General features: G+C 70.3%; 23 protein-coding genes. 10 read left to right on the forward strand and 13 right to left on the reverse strand.

Annotated elements, in window-relative coordinates; all coding sequences use genetic code 11:
- The first annotated feature begins 13 nt into the window (after nt 1-13).
- Nucleotides 14-346 (forward strand): divalent-cation tolerance protein CutA, encoded by a 333-nt coding sequence (cutA, locus tag ASG63_RS19215; protein WP_056220212.1) that lies wholly within the window; start codon nt 14-16, stop codon nt 344-346.
- Here the strand turns inward: cutA and ASG63_RS19220 are convergent.
- From ASG63_RS19220 to croR, 9 genes are all read right to left on the reverse strand, one after another.
- Nucleotides 325-1,455: a glycosyltransferase gene (locus ASG63_RS19220; RefSeq protein ID WP_056220215.1), complete on the reverse strand. Its 1,131-nt coding sequence runs from the start codon at nt 1,453-1,455 to the stop codon at nt 325-327. The two genes, cutA and ASG63_RS19220, sit on opposite strands and share 22 nt — an antisense overlap.
- Entirely contained in the window at nt 1,455-2,255 is an 801-nt protein-coding gene (locus tag ASG63_RS19225) for a lysophospholipid acyltransferase family protein (RefSeq protein ID WP_056220219.1), read from the reverse strand. Before ASG63_RS19225 ends, ASG63_RS19220 begins: the two co-directional genes overlap by 1 nt.
- 11 nt (nt 2,256-2,266) lie before the next feature.
- The gene (locus ASG63_RS19230) at nt 2,267-3,793 is read right to left on the reverse strand and encodes a phytoene desaturase family protein (RefSeq protein ID WP_056220224.1); all 1,527 of its coding nucleotides are present in this window, start codon (nt 3,791-3,793) and stop codon (nt 2,267-2,269) included.
- 124 nt (nt 3,794-3,917) lie between these two features.
- On the reverse strand, nt 3,918-5,111 hold the full coding sequence (locus ASG63_RS19235; protein WP_056220227.1) for an ABC transporter permease: 1,194 nt from the start codon (nt 5,109-5,111) through the stop codon (nt 3,918-3,920).
- Nucleotides 5,108-6,094 carry an ABC transporter ATP-binding protein gene (locus ASG63_RS19240; protein ID WP_056220230.1) on the reverse strand — a complete coding sequence of 329 codons (987 nt, stop codon included), beginning with the start codon at nt 6,092-6,094 and terminating at the stop codon, nt 5,108-5,110. The genes ASG63_RS19235 and ASG63_RS19240 overlap by 4 nt, the downstream gene beginning before the upstream one ends.
- A 7-nt stretch (nt 6,095-6,101) precedes the next feature.
- The gene (locus tag ASG63_RS26610) at nt 6,102-6,533 is read right to left on the reverse strand and encodes a DUF2141 domain-containing protein (protein WP_082559404.1); all 432 of its coding nucleotides are present in this window, start codon (nt 6,531-6,533) and stop codon (nt 6,102-6,104) included.
- Nucleotides 6,530-8,110 carry a phytoene desaturase family protein gene (gene crtI / locus ASG63_RS19250; protein WP_056220235.1) on the reverse strand — a complete coding sequence of 527 codons (1,581 nt, stop codon included), beginning with the start codon at nt 8,108-8,110 and terminating at the stop codon, nt 6,530-6,532. The genes ASG63_RS26610 and crtI overlap by 4 nt, the downstream gene beginning before the upstream one ends.
- 169 nt (nt 8,111-8,279) lie before the next feature.
- Entirely contained in the window at nt 8,280-9,032 is a 753-nt protein-coding gene (locus ASG63_RS19255; RefSeq protein ID WP_056220465.1) for a TrmH family RNA methyltransferase, read from the reverse strand.
- Between the two features lie 82 nt (nt 9,033-9,114).
- A complete protein-coding gene (gene croR / locus ASG63_RS19260) occupies nt 9,115-9,594 on the reverse strand; it encodes a 3-hydroxybutyryl-CoA dehydratase (RefSeq protein ID WP_055949554.1) in 480 nt (159 codons plus the stop codon).
- Nucleotides 9,595-9,829: 235 nt separating this feature from the next.
- On the opposite strand from croR, the gene ASG63_RS19265 reads away from it, so the two are divergent.
- Genes ASG63_RS19265 through ASG63_RS19275 form a run of 3 tightly spaced genes read left to right on the forward strand, consistent with a single transcriptional unit; the run spans nt 9,830 to nt 11,593 of the window.
- Nucleotides 9,830-10,450, forward strand: a complete 621-nt coding sequence (locus tag ASG63_RS19265) for a cation transporter (protein ID WP_056220238.1) — start codon at nt 9,830-9,832, stop codon at nt 10,448-10,450.
- Between the two features lie 19 nt (nt 10,451-10,469).
- Nucleotides 10,470-11,315, forward strand: a complete 846-nt coding sequence (locus tag ASG63_RS19270; protein WP_056220241.1) for a metallophosphoesterase — start codon at nt 10,470-10,472, stop codon at nt 11,313-11,315.
- Nucleotides 11,316-11,371: 56 nt separating this feature from the next.
- The gene (locus ASG63_RS19275; RefSeq protein WP_055949561.1) at nt 11,372-11,593 is read left to right on the forward strand and encodes a hypothetical protein; all 222 of its coding nucleotides are present in this window, start codon (nt 11,372-11,374) and stop codon (nt 11,591-11,593) included.
- A gap of 15 nt (nt 11,594-11,608) precedes the next feature.
- Here the strand turns inward: ASG63_RS19275 and ASG63_RS19280 are convergent, their stop codons facing one another.
- Nucleotides 11,609-11,986, reverse strand: a complete 378-nt coding sequence (locus tag ASG63_RS19280; RefSeq protein ID WP_056220245.1) for a 4a-hydroxytetrahydrobiopterin dehydratase — start codon at nt 11,984-11,986, stop codon at nt 11,609-11,611.
- Between the two features lie 261 nt (nt 11,987-12,247).
- Here ASG63_RS19280 and ASG63_RS19285 point away from each other — a divergent pair, with 261 nt between their 5' ends.
- The 6 genes from ASG63_RS19285 (at nt 12,248) to xoxJ (ending at nt 18,843) form a co-directional block, all read left to right on the forward strand.
- Nucleotides 12,248-13,240, forward strand: coding sequence for an ABC transporter substrate-binding protein (locus ASG63_RS19285; protein WP_056220248.1), 993 nt, complete (start codon nt 12,248-12,250; stop codon nt 13,238-13,240).
- 38 nt (nt 13,241-13,278) lie between these two features.
- Nucleotides 13,279-14,016, forward strand: a complete 738-nt coding sequence (locus ASG63_RS19290) for an ABC transporter permease (RefSeq protein ID WP_056220251.1) — start codon at nt 13,279-13,281, stop codon at nt 14,014-14,016.
- Nucleotides 13,997-14,773, forward strand: a complete 777-nt coding sequence (locus tag ASG63_RS19295; protein ID WP_056220254.1) for an ABC transporter ATP-binding protein — start codon at nt 13,997-13,999, stop codon at nt 14,771-14,773. The genes ASG63_RS19290 and ASG63_RS19295 overlap by 20 nt, the downstream gene beginning before the upstream one ends.
- A gap of 672 nt (nt 14,774-15,445) precedes the next feature.
- A complete protein-coding gene (gene xoxF1 / locus ASG63_RS19300; RefSeq protein ID WP_056220255.1) occupies nt 15,446-17,248 on the forward strand; it encodes a lanthanide-dependent methanol dehydrogenase XoxF1 in 1,803 nt (600 codons plus the stop codon).
- Nucleotides 17,249-17,383: 135 nt separating this feature from the next.
- Entirely contained in the window at nt 17,384-17,989 is a 606-nt protein-coding gene (locus tag ASG63_RS19305) for a c-type cytochrome, methanol metabolism-related (RefSeq protein ID WP_082486902.1), read from the forward strand.
- Nucleotides 17,989-18,843, forward strand: coding sequence for a rare earth element methanol dehydrogenase accessory protein XoxJ (xoxJ, locus tag ASG63_RS19310; protein WP_056220259.1), 855 nt, complete (start codon nt 17,989-17,991; stop codon nt 18,841-18,843). Before ASG63_RS19305 ends, xoxJ begins: the two co-directional genes overlap by 1 nt.
- A gap of 470 nt (nt 18,844-19,313) precedes the next feature.
- Here xoxJ and folK read toward each other — a convergent pair whose 3' ends face one another.
- The 3 genes from folK to folP are packed head-to-tail and all read right to left on the reverse strand — an operon-like array spanning nt 19,314 to nt 20,946.
- Nucleotides 19,314-19,805, reverse strand: a complete 492-nt coding sequence (folK, locus tag ASG63_RS19315) for a 2-amino-4-hydroxy-6-hydroxymethyldihydropteridine diphosphokinase (RefSeq protein WP_056220262.1) — start codon at nt 19,803-19,805, stop codon at nt 19,314-19,316.
- Nucleotides 19,802-20,176, reverse strand: coding sequence for a dihydroneopterin aldolase (gene folB, locus ASG63_RS19320; RefSeq protein ID WP_056220265.1), 375 nt, complete (start codon nt 20,174-20,176; stop codon nt 19,802-19,804). The genes folK and folB overlap by 4 nt, the downstream gene beginning before the upstream one ends.
- A complete protein-coding gene (gene folP, locus ASG63_RS19325) occupies nt 20,173-20,946 on the reverse strand; it encodes a dihydropteroate synthase (protein WP_156394257.1) in 774 nt (257 codons plus the stop codon). The genes folB and folP overlap by 4 nt, the downstream gene beginning before the upstream one ends.

The following is a 20,946-nucleotide window of genomic DNA, read 5'->3' on the forward strand; positions in this document are numbered from 1 at the left end:
GGAGACCCATAGCATGGAGCGGCCGCTTCTCGTCTACACCACCTTCCCGGATACCGGCACCGCCCTGACCGTCGGAGAGGCGCTGGTGCGTCTGCGCCTCGCGGCCTGCATCAACGTCCTGCCGGGGATGCTCTCCGTCTACGCCTGGAAGGGCGCGGTGGAGCAGGGCTCGGAGGTCGTCGCGATCCTGAAGAGCCGCGAGGGCCTCGCCGAGGCCCTCGGCGCCGCCCTGAAGGCCCGCCACCCCTACGAGACGCCGATCATCCTGCACCTGCCGGTGGCGGGGGCCGATCCCGAGACCGCGGCCTGGATCGCGGCGGAGACTCAAGGGCCGCCGATCGGGTAGCTCCGGCCCTTCCACAGAGGCGTGCCGCTGCCCTTGCGCCGCAGGAGGGCGGTCCACTGGATCGCCAGGGCGACGAGGACCGTCGCCGGGTGGAGCAGAACCGTCCCCAGGGGCTCGCGGGTGACCAGGGTGATCGCCGCCCGGGTCGCCAGGGAGACGAGGGCGGCGGCGAAGGCCAGGAACGCGGCGTGGCCGGATTCAAGGCCGGCCAGGGCCGCCAAGAGGAGGAGCCAGGGCAGGACGTGCCCGCCGACCAGGAGCAGGGTCCAGACCGGCAGGGCCCGCGGGGTCGCCATGCCCTCGTGGGCGTTCTTCGAGAAGCCGGCCCAGCTCTGGGCGAAGCCGCGGTACATCCGGCAGGTCGCCAGGGCGTGCCCGGCGACGAGGTCGGTCCGGTAGCCGGCCTGCCGGAAGCGTCGCGGCAGTACGACCCCGTCGTGCAGGCTGGTGCGCACGGCGCCGTGCCCGCCGGTGGCCGCGTAGGCCTCGCGACCGACGAGAATGAGCTGGCCGCAGGCGGCCCCGAGGCTGGGGCGCGGGGAGGCCCGCATCATCGCCATCGGCAGGTAGCCGAGGAGCAGGAAGTTGATCATCGGCACCGTCAGGCGCTCGCCCAGCGAGCCCATCAACTGGCGCGGCACGCCGCTCACCAGGGCGCTCTCGGTCCGGCGCGCATGGGCGGCGAGGGCCGCCGCCGCCGCGGGCGCCAGGCTCACATCGGCATCGACGAAGAGGAGATGCGTCCCGGTCGCGGCCTCCGCCAGCCGTGCGCAGGCGTGGTTCTTCCCCGTCCAGCCCTCGGGCAGGGGCGGGATCGCGACGAGGCGCAAGCGCGGGTCTTCGGCGGCGATGGCGGCCACGATGGCGGCGGTGTCGTCGGTGGAATGGTCGTCGCCGACGAGCACCTCCAGGGCGACACCGGCGCTCGACAGGGCGGCCCGCACGGTGGCGGCGATCACCGCGGCCTCGTTGCGGGCCGGGATCAGCACCGAGACCCGGGCCCGGACGTCGAGATCCGGCTCGGGGGTGCGCAGAATCGAGAGGTTCACCCAGGCGACCAGGGCGGGCAGCAGCGCACAGGCCAGGGCCAGGATCGCGAAACCGAGCATCACGGAACCGGATCTCCCTTCTGGCGGTGGGCCGGCTCGAAGCGCCGGCCCGTGACGACGGCCCCGAGGCGCCGCCAGAGATCGTAGATCCCGCCGATCCCCTTGGCACCGGACGCGAGCGGCGTGAAGCGTCCGGCCTCGCGCGCGACCACGTCGGCGCTGAGCCGGTCGAGGGTAGCGGTCAGGTCCGCCTCCATCCGGGCGAGGCGCTCGGCCCGGGACAGGGCGAGCAGCTCGGCTCCGGGGATCGGCGCCCCGAAGGCCGCGAAGGCCTCGCCACCGCGCTCCTCCCAGAACGCGTATTCGAGGGCCAGCGGTACGAACAGGGCGTCGGGTGCGATCTCGGGCAGGCGGCCGACGCCGGCGCGCAGGCCCAGAGGCCGGGCGCGGACGTCCTGGAAGCGCCCCTGGGCGGTGATCCAGATCATCCGGTTCGGCGCCCCCAGGATGCGCCGCGTCGCCTTCAGGAACTGGGCGGCGCCGCGGGCCGAGTCGAGGTCCACCGCGAAGGCCCCCATGCGGGCGAAGACTGCGTACTTCTCCAGCATCCGCGCGTCAAAGGGCGCATAGCTCTCGCGGCGGGGAAACAGCCGTCCGGCCAGGAGGATGACCACGGCGGCGTCCCACCAGGCCGGATGGTTGCAGTAGACCACCACCGGCCCGGGATGGTCGGCGCAGGCCGGCACGCCCCAGCGGGCGAGCCGCAGGGCGTTGAGGTGGCGTCGGACGTAGCGGTCGAAATACCCGACCATGAACCGCCACAGGGCGGGCGATCGGGCGGGGCCGTCCTCGCGGGACATGCGTGGGGCCTTCAGGCGCTGGCGCGCTCCTCTCCCCGGGCATCGGTGTCGAGGGCATCCGCCGCGATCCAGCCCGACATCATCACCATCGGCATGCCCGGACCCGGATGGGCCGCACCGCCGGCGAGGTAGAGGCCGCGGACCTGCCGGGAGCGGTTGCCCGGCTTGAAGGCGCCCATGAACTTGCCGTGCGAGGCCAGGCCGTAGATTGCGCCGTTGAGCACCTTGTAGCGCTCGTGAATGTCCTGCGGCGTCAGGTGGCGCTCGACGACGATGCGCTCCTCAAGGTCGGGCATGTTGCCGGTGCGCTTGAGCTTGTCGAGGATGACTTGCCGATAGGCCGGGAACATCTTCGACCAGTCGTGGTGCGGGCGCAGATACGGCGTGTGCACGAGGACGTAGAGCGCCTCGCCGCCCTCGGGCGCCACCGACGGGTCGGTGGAGGATGGGGCAGCGAGGTAGGCGGTCGGGTCCGGGGCCGGCTCGCCCTTGCGGTAGATGTAGTCGAACTCCTCCTCGGGGTCGCGGGAGAAGACGAAGTCGTGGTGATTCAGGTGCTCGTAGCGCTTGTTCAGCCCGAGATAGAGGACGACACCGGAGCAGGCCGGCTCGAAGCTTTTCTTCTCGTAGGATTTGCCGACGTCGCCGCCGACGAGTTCCCGGTAGGTGCGTACCGAATCCATGTTCGAGATCACGGCGTCGAACGGGGTGACGCCGGAGGCGGTCCGCACGCCCTTGACCGCGCCCTGCTCGATGGCGAGGCCGGTGACCTCGTCGCCGGGCCGCAGGGTGGCGCCGAGTTCGGAGGCGAGCTTGGTCAGGGCCTCGGCCACGGCGCGGGTGCCGCCCATCGGGTACCAGACGCCCTCGGCGGTCTGCATGTGGGCGATGGCGCAGAGCACGGCGGGCGCGCCGTAGGGCGAGGAGCCGACATACTGGACGAAGTGGTCGAGCATCTGCGCGAGGCGCGCATCCTTCACCTTCGAGCGGATGGTGCCGGCGACCGACGAGCCCATGCGCAGGGACAGCACGTCGCGCAGGGTGCCGGGATTCATGTTGGCGCGGATGTTGATCGTGTCGAACAAATCCTCGACCGGCTTCCAAAAGAAGAACTTGTTCGAGACGTCGTGCAGGTGCTCGGAGATCTCGAGGAACTTCTTGTAGCCCTCGCCCGCGCCGGTGTTGGGCGCGAAGCGCTCCATGTCGGCGGCCATGGTGGGTACGTCGGCCATGAGGTCGAGCTGGGTGTCGTCGTCGAAGAAGCAGCGCCACTGCGGATCGAGGCGGCGCAGGTCCAGGTAGTCGTGGATGTCGCGCCCGGCCTCCTGGAAGATGCGCTCCAGCACTTTGGGCACCGTGAGGATGGTCGGCCCCATGTCGAAGCGGAAACCGCCCTCGCGCAGGACCGCGGCCTTGCCCCCGAGCCAGTCGTTCTTGTCGTAGAGCGTGACGGTGTGGCCGCGCGCGGCGCTCACGCAGGCAGCCGCCAAGCCGCCCAACCCTGCGCCGACGACGGCGACCGAAGACCCAGCCCACATGTTCGTGTCACTCCCCGGGCCGGTCCGAAAGCCCATACCCTGCATGAAGCTAGACCGGATGGCCGCGCGGTCAACGCGCTAACCGGTCGCGGCGTGGACCGACGCCGTCTTCGCCCGTACCTTCCTAGCTCGTTCGCCGCGACACGAGCCCCAGCGCGACCCACAACCCCGCCGCCGCCACGGCGGCCATCACGCCCCAGGCGGGCAGCGCCGCGGCCCAGCCCTCGCTCAAGGCGTTCTGGTAGGCCTCGATCGCCCAGGCGTTGGGAGTGAGCCAGCCGGCCTCCTGCAGCCAGGGCGGCATCAGGAAGCGGGGCACCATGCTGCCGCCCACCGCCGAGAGCAGGAGGACGCCGAAGGTCGCGGCCAGGTGCGCCTGCTGGCGGGTGGCGGAGGCCGCGCAGGCGGCCAGGGCGAGGCCGGCCGCCATCGCCGAGACGAGGAGGGAGGTCACCAGCCAGGCGCCCGCATGGGGCAGGATGTCGACGCCGTGCAGGAGGGCGGCGGCCGAGAAGATCAGCCCGGCCTGGACGAGGCCCTGGCCCACCAGGAACAGGAACTTGCCCAGCACCACCACACTGAGCCCGCCGGGTCCCGCCATCAGCCGGTCGGCGAGCCCGGACTGGCGCTCGTCGACGAGGGAGAGGGCGCCCTGCATGGCGGCGAAGAGCAGGAACACCGCCGTGATCGCCCCCGCGTAGTAGCTGACGCGATCGTTGGTGGCACCCGAGGCGGTGCTGCGCCGCTCCACCAGGGAGGCGAAGGCGAAGGGCTCCTTGCGGGCGCGCTGCTCGGCGAAGGCCTGGTTGAGGAAGGCCCGTTCGTCCGGGCCGATCTTGCCCGAGCGCTCCACGTCGGCGACGATCCGGGCCAAAACCACGTCGGGCAGGGCCTCGTTGAGGACGCGCTGGAGCTGGCCCAGCGCGATCGGGGTGGCGAGGGCCTTGGCGGGATTCTCGATCAGCACCACGGGCTGGTCGGCGCGGGACGAGCCGGCCTCGAGGTCGCCGCGCAGCACCAGGGCCACGTCGACCTCGCCCCGGCGCACCGCCGCGACGGCGCCGTCGAGATCGGAGGCGGCGAGGCGTCCGACCCGGAGGGACGGGTCCGCCTCCAGGGCCTGCATCAGGCGCTGCGTCGTCGGCGTCCGGGCCAAGTCGAGGAGGCCGACATGGATGCGGATGCGGTCGCCCAGGGCGCCGGAGAAGATCGCGGCGAAGATCACGAAGATCACGGTGGGCAGCACGAAGGCCATGACCAGGGCGGCCCGGTCGCGCATCAGGCCGAGCAGCATCACGCGGAAGGCGGCCGAGATCATGCGGGGGTCTCTTGTTCGGCGAGCCCGTCCGCGGCCGGCGGCGCGGATCCCGCCAGCGCATCGCGATACACCGCCTCCAGCCCAGGGGCTCGGATGCGGATCTCGGCGATGGGCACGCCCGCGCTCCGGAGGTCGGCGAGCAGGTCGGCGCCGTCGCGGGGCGTGCCGCTCAGGCGGCGCGCCCGCCAGGTCGAGCCGGTGTCGAGTGGCACGAAGCCCGCTTGGCGCAGGACCGCCTCCGCCGCCCCATCGGCGGGGGCGACGAGGGCCGCCTCGTGCTCGGGGGCCTCGGCGCGGATGCGGGCGAGGAGATCGGACAGGCGGCCGTCGGTGACGATCCGCCCCTGCGCCAGGATGGCGACCCGGTCGGCCAGGCGCTCGGCCTCGGCGAAGTCGTGGGTGGCGACGAGGAGGGCCGTGCCGGCCTCGCGCAGGCGCGCGAGCACCGCATGGATGGCCGCCCGGGCGTGCAGGTCGACGCCCTGCGTCGGTTCGTCGAGGAGGACGAGGCGGGGTCGCGCCATCAGGCTGGCGGCGATGTTGACCCGGCGCTGGTAGCCGCCCGAGAGCAGCCCCACCGGGCGCCGGGCGACCTCGCCGAGGGCGCAGAGGGCGAGGCCCGTCGCCACCGCCTCGGCCCGCCCGCGCCGGGGGATGCCGGCGAGCTGGGCGAAGACCGACAGGTTCTCGGCCACCGAGAGGCGGGGATAGAGGGCGATTTCCTGGGGCACCCAGCCGATCGCCCGGCGCGCCGCCGGCGTCCGATGGGGATCGTCGCCGGCCACGCGGACGCTGCCGGCACGGGGGGCGAGCCGACCCGCGACGAGGCGCATCAGCGAAGTCTTGCCGGCGCCGTTGGGGCCGAGGAGCGCGAGGGTCTCGCCGGCGCCGAGGGCGAGGTCGACGCGCTCCAGCACGCGGGTGCCGCGATAGGCGAGGGCGGCGCCGGCCACCCGCAGGAGCGGCTCGGAAGGGAGGCTCACGCGGCGCTCAGCGGGGCGGCAGCGCGCGCGACAGGCGAACCCGCACGCCGACGCCCGGCTCCCGCACGGTGAAACGCGCGCGCGCGAAATCCGGGCGGGCGGTCCGGACGGACTCGCCGGAGAAGCCGTAGGGCTCAAGGGGCAGGCCGAGGCCGGTCCGGTCGAGGCGGCCGTTGCGGTTGGTGTCCTGATAGGCCACCGCCGCATAGATCCCGGGCCTCACGTTCGCGAAGACGAAGCGCTGGGCAGCGGCCTGGGGCTCGGCCTGCTGCCCTGTCCGGCAATCGGCCTCGGACAGGCCGTCCTGGCACAGGGCGACGGAGACAAGGCCGCCGGGCTCGATGCCCTCGACCTCCACCGCCACGGAGGCCGCCCGGGCCGCCCCCGAAACCAGGACGAGGGCGCAGAGACCGGCCAGGGGCCGCGACAGCCCCCTCAAGTGGCGTCGCCCGAGGTGGCCAGGGGCGCGGTGGCCGGGATGCCGGCACTGGCGGCCCCGACGCGCCCGGCGGAGAGCTCCTCGATCAGGAGGCGGGCGGTGATGCGCGCACCCTCGTAGATCACCGGCAGGCCGGAGCCCGGATGGGTTCCGCCGCCGACGAGGTAGAGCCCTGGCCCGAAGCGGTTGTGCGGGCGGAAGTAGAGCATCTGCATCAGGTCGTGGGCGAGGTTGAAGGTGGCCCCCTCGTGCACGAAGAAGTCGTCGCGCCACTCGGTCGGGTCGACGATGCGCTCGTAGCGGATGCGCGATTCGATGTCGCCGAGGCCGAGCAGCTTCAGGCGGTCGAGGACGAGGCGGCGATAAGTCTCCCGCAGCCCCTTCCAGTCGATGCCCGCCTTCAGGTTCGGCACCGGCACCAGCACGTAGAGGCTGGTCTGACCGGGGGGCGCCATGCCGCCGTCGGTGAAGCCCGCATGCTGCACGTAGAGCGAGGGCTGCATCGGCAGGATGCCGTCGGTGATCTCCCGGATGTTGCGGGCGTAATCCTCCGACAGCAGGATGGTGTGGTGGCCGAGGGCCTCCGGCATCGGCCCGTCGAGGCCGAGATACAGCATGAAGGTCGAGCAGGAGAGGCGCGCCTTCGCGATCTTGGTGTCGCGCCAGCGCGGCCGGTGCTGCTGCGGCACGAGGTCCTGGATGACCTTGGCGAAGTCGCCGTTGATGACGACCGCGTCGGCCTGCAGGGTCTCGCCGTTGCAGACGACGCCGCTGGCGCGCTTGCCCTCGAACAGCACCCGCTCGACGCCCGCCCCGAGGCGGATGTCGACGCCCATCCGGCGGGCGAGGCCCGCCATCGCCTCCGAGACGGCGCCACACCCGCCGACCGGATGGTAGACGCCGTGCTCGTATTCGAGGAACGACAGGATGGTGAACAGGCTCGGGCACCGGAACGGCGACATGCCGAGGTATTTGGTCTGGAACGCGAAGGCGAGGCGGACCCGCGGGTCCTTGAAGTAGCGCTGCAGGTCCTTGTCGACGCTGCGCCCCGGATGGAGGTGGGGCAGGGCGGCGATCATGGCCGGGGAGGCCATGGCCCGCAGGGTATGGAAGGCCTGCTCCAGGACGGGCTTGAAGAACTTCAGCTTGACCCGGTTGTCGGCGAAGAACTTGCGCACGTTCTTGGCGTCGTCCGGCGCGATGCGCGCCACCTCGGCCTCGAGGCGGTCCATGTCGTTCGTGGCGCGGATCTCGCCGCCCGCCTCGAACACGAGGTGGTACTGCGGATCGAGGCGCTCAAGCTTGACGTGGTCTTCCAGGCGCTCGCCGCAGGTCTCGAAGATGTCGGCGAGGATCTGCGGATAGAGGAAGAAGGTCGGGCCGATGTCGAACCGGAAGCCCCCGGGCGCCTCGACCGTCTTGGTGCGTCCGCCCACCGCCGGATCCTTCTCCAGCAACGTGACGTGCACGCCGGCGCGGGCGAGGAGGAGTGCGGTGGCGAGGCCGCCGGGACCGGCACCGACGATGATGACGCGGCGTCCGGACAAAGTCCGCAAGCCGTCCCGTGACTGCAACAACGCTCAAAACTCCATCGTCTACAGGCCCACGCGCCTCATCCATGTGGCGCGGGAGCATGGTCCGTCCAGGGCTCGCGGTCTAATCTTGACCGTAGCGATGCAGGCGGCAATGGGGGCGCAGTGTCGCGCATCCCCGGCCCATCGGGCCGCGGACGCCCGCGATCCGCAGTCAGGCGGCCCGGGACAGGTGATGTAGCGCGATCGCGCCCGCCGTGGCGACGTTGAGCGAATCGAAGTCCGGCGCCATCGCGATGCGGACGGTGCGCAGGCGCGCCATCAGGTCCGGCGGCAGGCCCGGCCCCTCGCTTCCGAGGAGGAGCAGGGTCCGGTTGGGGGGCGCCAGGGCCGCCAGGGTCTCGGCTCCGCCGGGGCTCAGGGCCAGGGGCTCCAGGGCGTGACGCGCCGCGAAGGCCAGGAGCGCGTCCGCATCGGCGAGTTGCAGGAAGGGGACGATCAGGGCGGCGCCCGCCGAGACGCGGATCGCCTTGCGGTAGAGCGGATCGCAGGTGCCGGCATCGAGGAGCACCGCGTCGGCCCCGAAGGCGGCGGCGTTGCGGAACAGGCCGCCGACATTGTCGTGGTTGGTCAGGCCGACGAGACCGACCACGAGGGCCGGTGCCGGGGCGGGCGGCAGGCCGGGGAGGACGGCATCCGTGGCCTCCGCCCCGCGCAGGCCCACGCCGAGGACGCCGCGATGGATCGGAAATCCGGTGATCGCGCTCATCACGGGCTTCGCCGCGGTGTAGACGGGCACGGGCTCGGGCAGACGGGCCAGGGCCGCGTCCAGGCCGGCCAGGCGCTCGGGCGCCAGCAGAACCGATTCGAGGCCGAACCGGGCTCGGGCCGAGAGCATGACCCGCAGGGTCACCTCGCCCTCGACGATGAAGCGGCCGGCACGCCCGACGAGGTCGCGCTCGCGCATCGCCGCATAGGGCGCGAGGCGCGGGTCGGCGGGATCCTCGATGGCGATCGGCGCGGGTCGGCAAGGGGCGGCCAAGGCGGCGTCAGGCGCTCGCCGGACGCCCGCCCATGCGCACCGCCAGGGGATCGGCCTCGGCCTTGGTCGGCACCTTCACCAGGGCCTCGCCGTCGAGGACGACCTCACCGGCCACCGAGCAGGTGCATTTCAGGCGGGCACGGCGGCGCTCCGGGACGAGTTCGGCCACCTCGACCGTGACCTCGACGGTGTCGCCGATGCGCACGGGCGCGCGAAAGTTCAGGGTCTGGCTGATATAGACCGCGCCGGGGCCGGGCAGGCGGGTGCCGAGCACCGCCGAGATCAGGCCGGCGGTGTAGAGGCCGTGGGCGATCCGGGTGCCGAAGGGCGTGCGCGCCGCGAAGTGCTCGGACAGGTGGATCGGATTGCGGTCGCCGGTGATCTCGGCGAAGCCCACCACGTCGGAGGAGGCGATGACCTTGTTCAGCGTCTCGGACAGGCCGACTTCGAGATCCTCGAAGTACAGGACGCGCAGTTCGGGCATCATCGGCAGTTTCCCCTGACTTCGGGTGTGGCACGCGGGTCTCGTGCGGCGTGGCTTTTCGCCTCGCACAGGCGGCGGGCCAAATCCAGTATCCGGCTGCCGAAAAGCATCGCGCCGAGTCGTGAGCCTCGACAGACGGAGGCACTTCGCGCCATGGAGACTCTTGCCGCGAGGCGCCGGGCCCGGGTCCGGGGACCTCCCCTTGAAGACCGCACCGTCACGAGACGAGCCGCCGCCCGTGTCCGCCACGCCCACCCCGTCCGCCACCCTGCGCCCGGTGGTCGCCCGCGTTGCCGGGCTGAACCTCGCGTATTTCGGCATCGAGATCACGGTCGCCCTGGCGATCGGCTCGCTGGCGCTCATCGCCGACAGCCTCGACTTCCTCGAGGACGCGGCGATCAACCTGCTGATCTTCGCCGGGATCGGCTGGAGCGTGCGCAACCGGGCCCGGCTCGGGGCGGTCCTCGCCGTCATCCTGCTCCTGCCGGCGCTCGCCACCGCCTATGCCGCCTGGATCAAGTTCGCCACGATGGCGCCGCCGGCCCCGATCCCCCTGACGCTCACGGGCATGGGGGCGCTGGCGGTCAATCTCACCTGCGCGATGATGTTGGCCCGCCACCGCTCGGGCGGCGGCAGCCTGACCCGGGCGGCCTACCTCTCCGCCCGCAACGACGCCTTCGCCAACCTGGCGATCATCGCCGCCGGCCTCGCCACCGCCCTGACCCTGTCGGCCTGGCCCGACCTCATCGCGGCGGCCGGCATCGCCATCCTCAACGCGGATTCGGCGGGCGACATCCTGAAGGCCGCCCGCGCCGAGTGGCGCGCGGCCAAGGCCGTGTCCGAGAGTCCGGTTCCCTGAGAGGCTTCGAGCCCCCGCCATGCGCCTGTTCCCCATCTCCGACCTGCACCTCGAGCGCCGGCGCCTCGACGTCATCCCGCGCCCGACCCGGCCCTTCGACGTGCTGGTCTGCCCCGGCGACCTGCACGAGGGCAGGCCCGAATCGGGGCTCGCGGCCCTTATGACCCTGGCGCAGGGACGCCCGATCGTGCTGGTGCCGGGCAACCACGAGCACTACGCGCCCACCGGCGACCGGCGCACGGCTCCGGAACTCCTCGCCGCCCTGGAGACCGAGGTACTGCGCCTGAACGGGGAGGGGGCGGACATCCACCTGCTCCAGCGCGGGGCGGCGATCGTCCTCGATGGCGTCCGCTTCGTCGGCACGACCCTGTGGAGCGACTGGTCGCTGGCCGGCCTCTGGCTCGACGAGAGCGGCGCCGACGCGCCGTCGGATCCGGTCGCCTACGCGGCCGCGCGGATGACCGATCCGGTTACGGGCTCGCGGGAGTATCGGGGCTCCATCCGCAACGGTGACGGCACGGCCTGGTCGCCCGCCGACGCGATGGCGGCCCATGAGCGGGAGCGTGCCCTGCTGGCCGCCGCCCTGGCGCAGCCCCATGCCGGCCCGACCGTCTGCGTCACCCATCACCCGGCGAGCCCACGCGCGGCCGAGGCGTTCCGCCACGTGCCCGGCGTGCCCTGGTGGGTCCCGGCCTTCTACGCCACCACCGCCCTGGAAGACCTGCCCGAGGCGGACCGGCCCGACCTCTGGGTCTCGGGCCATTTCCATGCCGGGCACGACCTGTGGATTGGCCGGACCCGCTGGGTGGCGAACCCGGTGGAGGGGCGGGACTTCTCCGCCGATCACATTCTCACGATCGATTGAGACCGGAGGGGCGCCGGTGGCGTACCTGTCCGGCAACGCACCGCCGGAGCTCGCCCATGAACGCCTTCATCGCCGTGGTCCTCGTCTGCGCCAACGGGATCCCGATCGAGGCCTGCACCGACGACAAGGCCAGCGAAGTCCGCAAGGTCCGCGTCGCCAACGAGCTCGGCTGCACCAACGGCTGGCAGGAGATCATCGCCCGCACCGACCTGCGGGACGAGGTCGGCAAGACGAGCTACCTCAAGACCGAGTGCCGCCGGGTGAAGCAGGCCGACTGACCCGGACGCGGCCGGCTACTTGTCGTACTTGATGTAGGCGAAGCGCGGATCGGTGGGGGTGCCCTCGAGCGCGCCGCCCTCGGTGCCGGGCTGCCAGCCGACCACCTCCTCAATCTTGGCGGCCAGGGCGAGGTCCTTCTCGGTGATGCCCTTGGCGGCGTGGTTGGTCAGCCGCACCTCGACCCAGGCGTAGGAGGCGGTGATGTCCGGGTGGTGCCAGGCGGCCTCGGCGAGGTGGCCGACCGTGTTGATCACCATCAGCGTGCCCTTCCAGCCCGCGGTCTTGTAGGTGCGCCGGATCCAGCCCTCTTCCAGGCGCCAGGCCGGAAGCTCGCGCGCGAGGCGCTCCGTGACGGTGGCGTCGTCGATCACGTCGTCCCGTGTGCCGGCCATGGTCCCACTCTCCCTCGAACACGCAGCGTTGCCGACTCTCTGCGCCCGGCCCCGGCCGTGCGCAAGGGATCACGCCCGGTTCGCAAGGTGTCGCGCCGGATCCGGAAGGATTGGCCGGTTCGGAAGCGACCATCCGCCCGTCGGACTTGCCAATTCGTCCTGTGGACGCCCTGGGCCCGACCTCCTATGAAGATTGCCAACCAACGCCGGCCTTCACGGGACACCCCGAGCGTTCGACTTGGAAACCAGGGAGAGTCCCTCATGCTGTCACGGCGCGGATTGCTCGCGACGGCGGCACTGTTGCCCCTGCCCTGGAGCCTCGCCCGGCCGGCGCGGGCGGCCGGACCGTCCTTCCGGGTGGGCAGCCTGCCGTTCGGCACGGTCTCCTGGGAAGCGGCGGTGATCAAGGCGCGCGGCCTCGACAGCGCCAACGGCTTCACCCTCGACGTGGTCAAGCTCGCCGGCAACGACGCGGCACGGATCGCCTTCCTGGGGGGCCAGGTCGACACCATCGTGGGCGACCTGCTCTGGGCCGCACGGCTCGGCAACGAGGGCCGCGCGATCCGCTTCTTCCCCTACTCGACCACCGAGGGCTCGCTGATGGTGCCGGGCGACAGCCCGATCCGGACGCTGGCCGACCTCAAGGGCAAGCGCCTCGGCGTGGCCGGGGGCCCCCTCGACAAGAACTGGCTCCTGCTCAAGGCCCAGGCCCGGGACACCGTCGGCATCGACCTCGAGACCCAGGCCACCATCGCGTTCGGCGCGCCGCCCCTCCTGGCGCTCAAGCTGGAGCAGGGCGAGCTCGATGCCGGGCTGCTGTACTGGACCTACTGCGCCCGCTTGGAGCCCAAGGGTTTCCGTCGCCTGATCGGCTCGGACGACATCATGCGCGCCTTCGGCGCCACCGGCTCGATGGCCCTGATCGGCTACCTCCTCGACGACGCCACCGTGAAGGACAAGGGCGAGGCGGTGACGGGGTTCGCCCGCGCCTCCAAGGCCGCCAAGGATCTCCTCGCCAACGATCCCGCTGCCTGGGACGTGGTGCGCCCCCTGATGTCGGCTGACGACGAGGCTACCTTCCAGGCCCTGAAGCGCGACTTCCTCGCGGGCATCCCGCGCCGGCCCCTCGCCACGGAGCGCAAAGACGGCGAGACGCTGTTCAGCGTGATGGCCCGGCTCGGCGGCGAGCGCCTGGTCGGCGCGGGCACGACGCTCCCCGAGGGCCTGTACTTCGACGGCACCGGCAATGGCTGAGGCCGCCCCGCCCTCCGCGCGTCCGACGCCCTGATCCGATGGGCTTTGCCACCCGTCTCGCCTCCGTGCTGGTCCTCCTCGCGGGGTGGCAGGTCGCGGCCTCGGCCGCGGGCTCGCGGCTGCTGCCGGCGCCCCTGGCGATCCTGGACTTCATCGTTCGCGAATCCGCCACCGGCGACCTGTGGTGGAACGTCGGCATCACCCTCTCGCGGGTCGGCATCTCCTTCTTCCTGGCCATGACACTGGGCGTGCTCCTCGGAATCGCCCTCGGGCGCTCGCGCCGGCTCAACCTCGTCCTCGACACCCCGCTCCTCATTCTCCTCAACACGCCCGCCCTGGTGATCACGGTGCTGGCCTACATCTGGGTCGGCCTGAACGAGGCGGCCGCCATCGTCGCCGTGGTCCTGAACAAGCTGCCGAACGTCGCCGTGATCCTGCGCGAGGGGGCCCGCGGCCTCGATCCGCAACTGGAGGAGATGGCGCGCAGCTACCGCTTCGACCGGCGGACCTGGATCGCGCACGTGCTGGTGCCGCAGCTCCAGCCCTTCGCGGTAGCCGCCGCGCGCTCCGGCCTGTCGCTCGCCTGGAAGATCGTGCTGGTGATCGAGCTTCTCGGCCGGCCCAACGGCGTCGGCTTCGCGATCAACTACTACTTCGTCCAGAGCCTGAACGTGGCGGCAATCGTCGGCTACAGCATCGTGTTCATGAGCGTGATGATCGCCATCGACATCCTCATCCTCCAGCGGCTCGAAGCCTATGTCCGACGCTGGCGCTGAGGGGATGGCCGTTCCCGCCTCCGACGGCGCGGGCGCGGCCCTGCGGGTCGACATCCTCCGCAAGGTCTATGGCAGTGCCGGCCCGGAGCCCGTGGAGGCGGTGCGCGACCTCGCCTTCACGGTGACGGCGGCCGCCATCACCTGCCTGATCGGCCCCTCGGGGGCCGGCAAGACCACGACCCTGCGCATCCTCCTCGGGCTCGACGCCGATTACGAGGGCCGCGTCACGCCGCCGCCGGACGAGGCCGGCATCGCCATGGCGTTCCAGGAGCCGCGGCTGCTGCCCTGGCGCACCGTCGAGCAGAACGTCCGCCTCGCCCTGCCGCGGCCGGCCCGCACCCAGAACCTCGATGCCCTGTTCGACTCTCTCGGCCTGACTCCCTGGCGGGGCCGCTACCCGGGCGCTCTGTCGCTGGGCATGGCCCGGCGGGTCTCGCTCGCCCGGGCGCTCGCGCAGAAGCCGCGCATCCTCATCCTCGACGAGCCCTTCGTCTCCCTCGACGACAATGCGGCGGCGGCCCTGCGCGGCCTCGTGGTCGCAGCGGTGGAGGGCTCCGGCATGGGCGTCCTCATGGTCACCCACAACGTGGCCGAGGCCCTCGAGATCGCCGATCGCCTGCTCCTAGTCTCGGGACGACCGGCGAGCCTCCTCGGCACGATCACCCTGGATCGGCCGCGGGGCCAGCGCGAACGCGGCTGGATGGAGGCAAACCGAGCGTCCCTCGCCGCCCGATTCCCAGGCATCATCGCAGGCTGATTCGCCCCGGATCGGACAATGCTCGCGCCTCGATCGCGCGCTGTCTTCACTTCTCCCCAGACCGGATGCGGCGAGACCGCGCATCCGATGAGCATCCCCCAGGGTTCCGCGGATGCCGGATATGACCATCACAATCCCCCGCCCCGGCGCGTGATTCTGAAATATACCTCCTTTTGAGCATTTTATTTCACGAACGCATCTCCTCGCGGGGGCTCCTTTGACGCGAACGCAGCTTCGATCGCATGACCACACCGGCCAAGCTCAGGGTACATGCTCCAGACGCATGATGATGAGGCCAAGCTGTCTAAAACACTTTGTCTTACCAATTTGGGATATTGCAACGCACAATCCGATGCTGCGAAGCGTGAGCCTGACAGAATGTCGGCCAAAGGCTCACGAGGACTTGTGCGAAGCCTGGAAGCACAGGGCGCAAGCGAGTTGACGCCGGCCGAATTTTTCTTAGAGTTCATTCAAGCTTCGGTTTCGAGGGGCGCCGCAAAGGGATAGCGGCCCCTGACTACACAAACCCCGTCCTGGCCATTAGTGGTTTGGAAATAAGGGTTTGGCGTCCGCTACCGAGGCGAACCTATCCCTGTCGCAAACAGTCAGATCACGGCGTGATCCTGCGGGTTTTCCGCATGATGGCGGCTGCAAGATCTGTCGGAGGAATCCATGAGAGCGGTACATCTTCTCGCACTCGGCGCCGGCATGGTCGCTTCGACCACGGCGTTCGCCAACGAAGACGTCCTGAAGCGCACGGCCAACCCGGCCGAGCAGGTCCTTCAGACCGTCGACTATGCCAACACGCGCTATTCGAAGCTCGACCAGATCAACGCCAGCAACGTCAAGCAGCTCCAGGTGGCCTGGACCTTCTCGACCGGCGTGCTGCGCGGCCACGAGGGCTCCCCGCTCGTCGTCGGCAACATGATGTACGTTCACACCCCCTTCCCGAACATCGTCTACGCCCTCGACCTCGACAAGGACGGCGTGATCGTCTGGAAGTACGAGCCCAAGCAGGACCCGTCGGTCATTCCGGTCATGTGCTGTGACACGGTCAACCGTGGCCTCGCCTACGCCGATGGCGCCATCATCCTGCACCAGGCCGACACGACCGTCGTCTCGCTGGACGCGAAGTCCGGCAAGGTGAACTGGTCGGTGGTGAACGGCGACCCCAAGAAGGGTGAGACCAACACCGCCACCGTTCTCCCGGTGAAGGACAAGATCATCGTCGGCATCTCCGGTGGCGAGTTCGGCGTGAACTGTCACGTCACCGCCTACGACGCCAAGACGGGCAAGAAGGTGTGGCGCGGCCACTCCCAGGGCCCCGACGCCGACATGATCATGGACCCCGAGAAGACCACCTCGCTCGGCAAGCCGGTCGGCAAGGACTCCTCGCTGAAGACCTGGGAAGGCGATCAGTGGAAGACCGGCGGCGGCTGCACCTGGGGCTGGTTCTCCTACGATCCCAAGCTTGACCTGATGTATTACGGCTCGGGCAACCCCTCGACCTGGAACCCCAAGCAGCGTCCGGGCGACAACAAGTGGTCCATGACCATCTGGGCGCGTAACCCCGACACGGGCGCCGCCAAGTGGGTCTACCAGATGACCCCGCACGACGAGTGGGACTACGACGGCATCAACGAGATGATCCTCACGGATCAGAAGGTTGACGGCAAGGAGCGTCCGCTCCTGACCCACTTCGACCGTAACGGCTTCGGCTACACCCTCGATCGCGCCACCGGCGAGCTCCTGGTCGCCGAGAAGTTCGATCCGGTCGTGAACTGGGCCTCGAAGGTCGACATGGACAAGAGCTCCAAGACCTACGGTCGTCCGCTCGTCCAGGCCAAGTACTCCACCGAGCAGAACGGTGAGGATACCAACTCCAAGGGTATCTGCCCCGCCGCTCTCGGCACCAAGGACCAGCAGCCTGCGGCCTACTCGCCGAAGACCAACCTGTTCTACGTGCCCACCAACCACGTCTGCATGGACTACGAGCCGTTCCGGGTTTCCTACACCCCGGGTCAGCCCTACGTCGGCGCGACGCTGGCCATGTACCCGGCCCCCAACAGCCACGGCGGCATGGGTAACTTCATCGCCTGGGACGGCGTCGCTGGTAAGATCAAGTGGTCGAACCAGGAGCAGTTCTCGGTGTGGTCGGGCGCCCTCGCCACCGCTGGTGACGTCGTGTTCTACGGTACCCTCGAGGGTTACCTGAAGGCCGTCGACTCCAAGACCGGCAAGGAGCTCTACAAGTTCAAGACCCCGTCGGGCATCATCGGCAACGTGATGACCTACAGCCACAAGGGCAAGCAGTACGTCGGCATCCTGTCGGGTGTCGGTGGCTGGGCCGGCATCGGCCTCGCGGCCGGCCTGACCGACCCGAACGCCGGTCTCGGTGCGGTGGGTGGTTACGCCGCCCTCTCGAACTACACCAACCTCGGTGGTCAGCTGACCGTCTTCTCGCTGCCGAACTAATCGGTCGCACGCAACGGTAGATCATAGGGTGCCGGCGCGGGTTTCCGCGCCGGCACCTTTATGATTAGAATTGGAAGAACAACACGCGAAACACGCGGCTGGTGAGCCGACGTGGTGTTCCTGGGAGAAACGTCGTTGTACACCTTTAGCAAAGCCGTCATCCGCCCTCTCGCGGCAGCGTTCGCTCTCGCGTCGGTCTCAACGCTCGCCGTGCAGGCCCAGGATGCGAAGAAGGCTGATCCGGCCCTCGCCAATCAGCTCGATCCGAATGCACCCGAGAAGGACCCGAAGCTGATCGACAAGTTCGCGGCCGTGAAGGTCGAGGACGGAAAGTATCAGGACTCGGAAGGTCACCCCACCTACCACATCACCGCTGATGGCAAGAAGTTCGACTGGTACGCCTACTCGGGCTACCGCCGCTATCACGCCGAGTGCCACGTCTGCCACGGACCCGACGCCATGGGTTCGACCTACGCGCCGGCCCTGAAGGACTCGCTCAAGACGATCGGCTACGAGGAGTTCATCGGCATCCTCGCTGGCGGCAAGCGTGACTCGCAGGCCGGCCAGGAGCGCGTGATGCCGGCCTTCGGCGATAACAAGAACGTCATGTGCTACGCCGACGACCTCTACGTCTACCTGAAGGCCCGGGCGTCCGGCGCCATGCCGCGCGTCCGCCCGACCGACAAGGAAGACAAGCCCGAGGCCGCCAAGACGGCTGAGAAGGAGTGCCTGGGCGGCTAATGGCGCATCCAGGCTCCCGGACGGGCCTCGCGCTCGCGCTCCTGCTGCTCGCAGCCGGAGCGCGACCTGCGTTGGCACAATCGCTGCCGGACCTCGTGACGACGGACACTCTGCGTGTCTGCGGCGATCCCGGCAACATGCCGTTCTCCGAACGCAAGGAGGACGGCTTCGAGAACCGAATCGCCGCGATCATCGCCGACGAGCTCAAGGTCAAGATCCGGTACTACTGGCTGACGCAGGGGCCCGGCTTCGTCCGCAATACCCTCGGCACGGGCCTCTGCGACCTCATCATCGGCTCGGCCGCCGGTGGAGAGCTCGTCCAGCACTCGAATCCCTATTACCGCTCCGCCTATACGCTGGTCACCCGCACGGGCGAGTTCGACGGGGTGACCCGGCTCGACGATCCCAAGCTGAAGGGCAAGTCCATCGGCGTCATCGGCGGCACGCCCCCGGTGAACCGGATGGGCGAGGTCGGCCTCGTCAGCTCCATGAAGGCCTACGCGCCCTATCAGCTCGATCCGGCCCGCAAGCACCAGACGGTCTCGGCCGAGGTCATCGCGGATCTCGCCGAGAAGCGCATCGATGCCGCCATCCTCTGGGGACCCGCCGCCGGCTGGCTCGCCAAGCACAGCGGCGTGCCGATGACGATGGTGGCGCTGCTGCAGGAGCCCGATCGGCCGCCGCTCACCTTCCGGATCGCCCTCGGGGTGCGCCTGGAGGAGAACGACTGGAAGCGCACCCTCAACACGATCCTGCGCAAGCGCCGCGCCGATATCGAAAAAGTGTTGCGCGACTACGACGTGCCGCTGCTGGAGGAAGAGGGCAACAAGCTCCTCGACGCTCCAAGCCCCTGATATTGCCCCCGAGGATGTCCGGGGGCGACAGGAGAGAGAGACCGCGATGGCGGCGATCGGATGGGCTCCGTCGCCGCCATCGTCGTTCAGACCCCTGCGCGCGCATCGTCGACCAGCGCCCATGGCCGCGGTTCGCGACGGCCCTTCGGATCGAACCGGACAGGGCCGACCGCATCCGCGTGGAGCTAGGCATTCGCCGCCTGACGCCTCTCTGCGCGGGAGCTGGGATCCTCGTGCCCCGATCCGCTCTCCCTCGGGGTCAGCCCGGAGGGGCAGAAATCCCGCGCGGGCGACGGGCGCATGCCGGAAAGTACCGACGCGATCGCCGAACGCAACTTGGGCTGTCTCGGCTCGGCCCCTTGCACCGCCTCGTCGCCTGGATCGACGGCTGCGTCGGCGTCACGAATGCCGAGAGGGCGGCCCTTTCCGCCGGGGTCGATCCCAGATCCCCGATCGAGATCCGGCCCGGATCAGACCCGCTCGATGCCGGCGGCGTCGAGCTTGGCGAGGGCTGCGGCGACCGTCTCCGGCCCAATACGCAGGGTGGGGGCGATCTCGGCCAGAGGCACCAGCACGAAGGCGCGCTCGCGTACGAAACGGTGTGGCAGCACGAGGCGCGCATCCGAGATCGTCGCCCCCTCGTAGGACAGAACGTCGATATCGATCACCCGCGGACCCCAGCGGCGTTCGCGCACCCGGCCCATGGCGGTCTCGATGGCGAGTCCCACCTCCAGGAGTTCGTGCGGGGTGAGGCTGGTCTCGATCCCGATCGCGGCGTTGAGGAACCAGTCCTGGTCGGTGTCGCCCCAGGGCGGCGTGCGATAGTTCGACGAGCGCGCGGTGACGCGGATGCCCGGTGTGGCCGCCAGCCGCGCCACCGCATCGGCCAGGGTCGCGGCCTTGTCGCCGAGATTGCTGCCGAGGCCGAGATAGGCGGCGTGCCAGTCCGGTCCACGCCTCATCGGGCGGCCTCGCGGCGGCGCACGATCTCGATGGCGACGCCGTCGATCACGGCCGGGACCGGCGCGCTCGGCTTGTCCACCCGTACGCGGATCTCGGTGATGAGCGGGTGCCGGTCGAGGATCTCGCCCGCGATGGCTTCCGCGAGGGCCTCGATCAGGTCGAAGCGCCGCTGCGTGGCGATCCGGGTCACGATCTCGGTGAGGTCGGCGTAGCTCACGGTCCGGGCGACGTCGTCGGAGCGCCCGGCCGCCCCGAGGTCGAGGCGCACATCGAGCGAGACGTAGAAGCGCTGCCCGAGGCGAGCCTCCTCGGGCAGGAGGCCGTGGAAGGCAAAGACCGCGATCCGGTCGACGAGGATGCGGTCGCTCATGCGGAGCGTCCCATCACGGCGTCGACCACCCGCAGGGCATCGACGTGCGGGCGGACATCGTGAACGCGCACGATCTGCGCCCCGAGGGTGGCGGCGAGGACGTGACTGCCGATCGAGCCGAAGAGCCGGTCCACCGGCTTGGTCTCGGCATCGTGCAGGCGTCCGAGGAGGGATTTGCGCGAGACGCCGACGAGGACGGGAAAGCCGAGGGCCACGATCTCGGGCAGGCGCCGCAGGGCTTCGAGGTGCTGCGCCCAGCTCTTGCCGAAGCCGATACCGGGATCGAGCACGATGTCGCCGTCGCGCAGGCCGGCGGCCCGCGCGATGGCCAGCGAGCGCTCGAAGAAGCGCAGCATGTCGGCGACGATATCGAGGGCCGGATCGATGGTCTCGCGGTTGTGCATGATCATCACGGGCGCGCCGTAATCGGCGGCGACCCGGGCGATATCGGGCTCGCGCTGCAGGCCCCAGACGTCGTTGACCATGCGGGCGCCGGCCTCCAGCGCCACCCGGGCGGTCGAGGCCTTATAGGTGTCCACCGAGATCGGAACGGGCAGGCGGGCCGCGAGGTCGCGGATCACCGGCAGGATCCGAGCCTGCTCCTCCTCGGCCGGGACGGGCACGTGGCCGGGGCGGGTGGATTCGCCGCCGATATCCACCAGGGCCGCGCCCTCCGCCACCAGGGCCTCGGCCTGGGTGCGGGCGGCCACGACATCCGCGAAGCGGCCGCCATCGGAGAACGAATCGGGCGTGACATTGAGAATGCCCAT

Origin of the sequence: Methylobacterium sp. Leaf94 (genome assembly GCF_001426045.1) — a bacterium.
Lineage (GTDB): Bacteria > Pseudomonadota > Alphaproteobacteria > Rhizobiales > Beijerinckiaceae > Methylobacterium.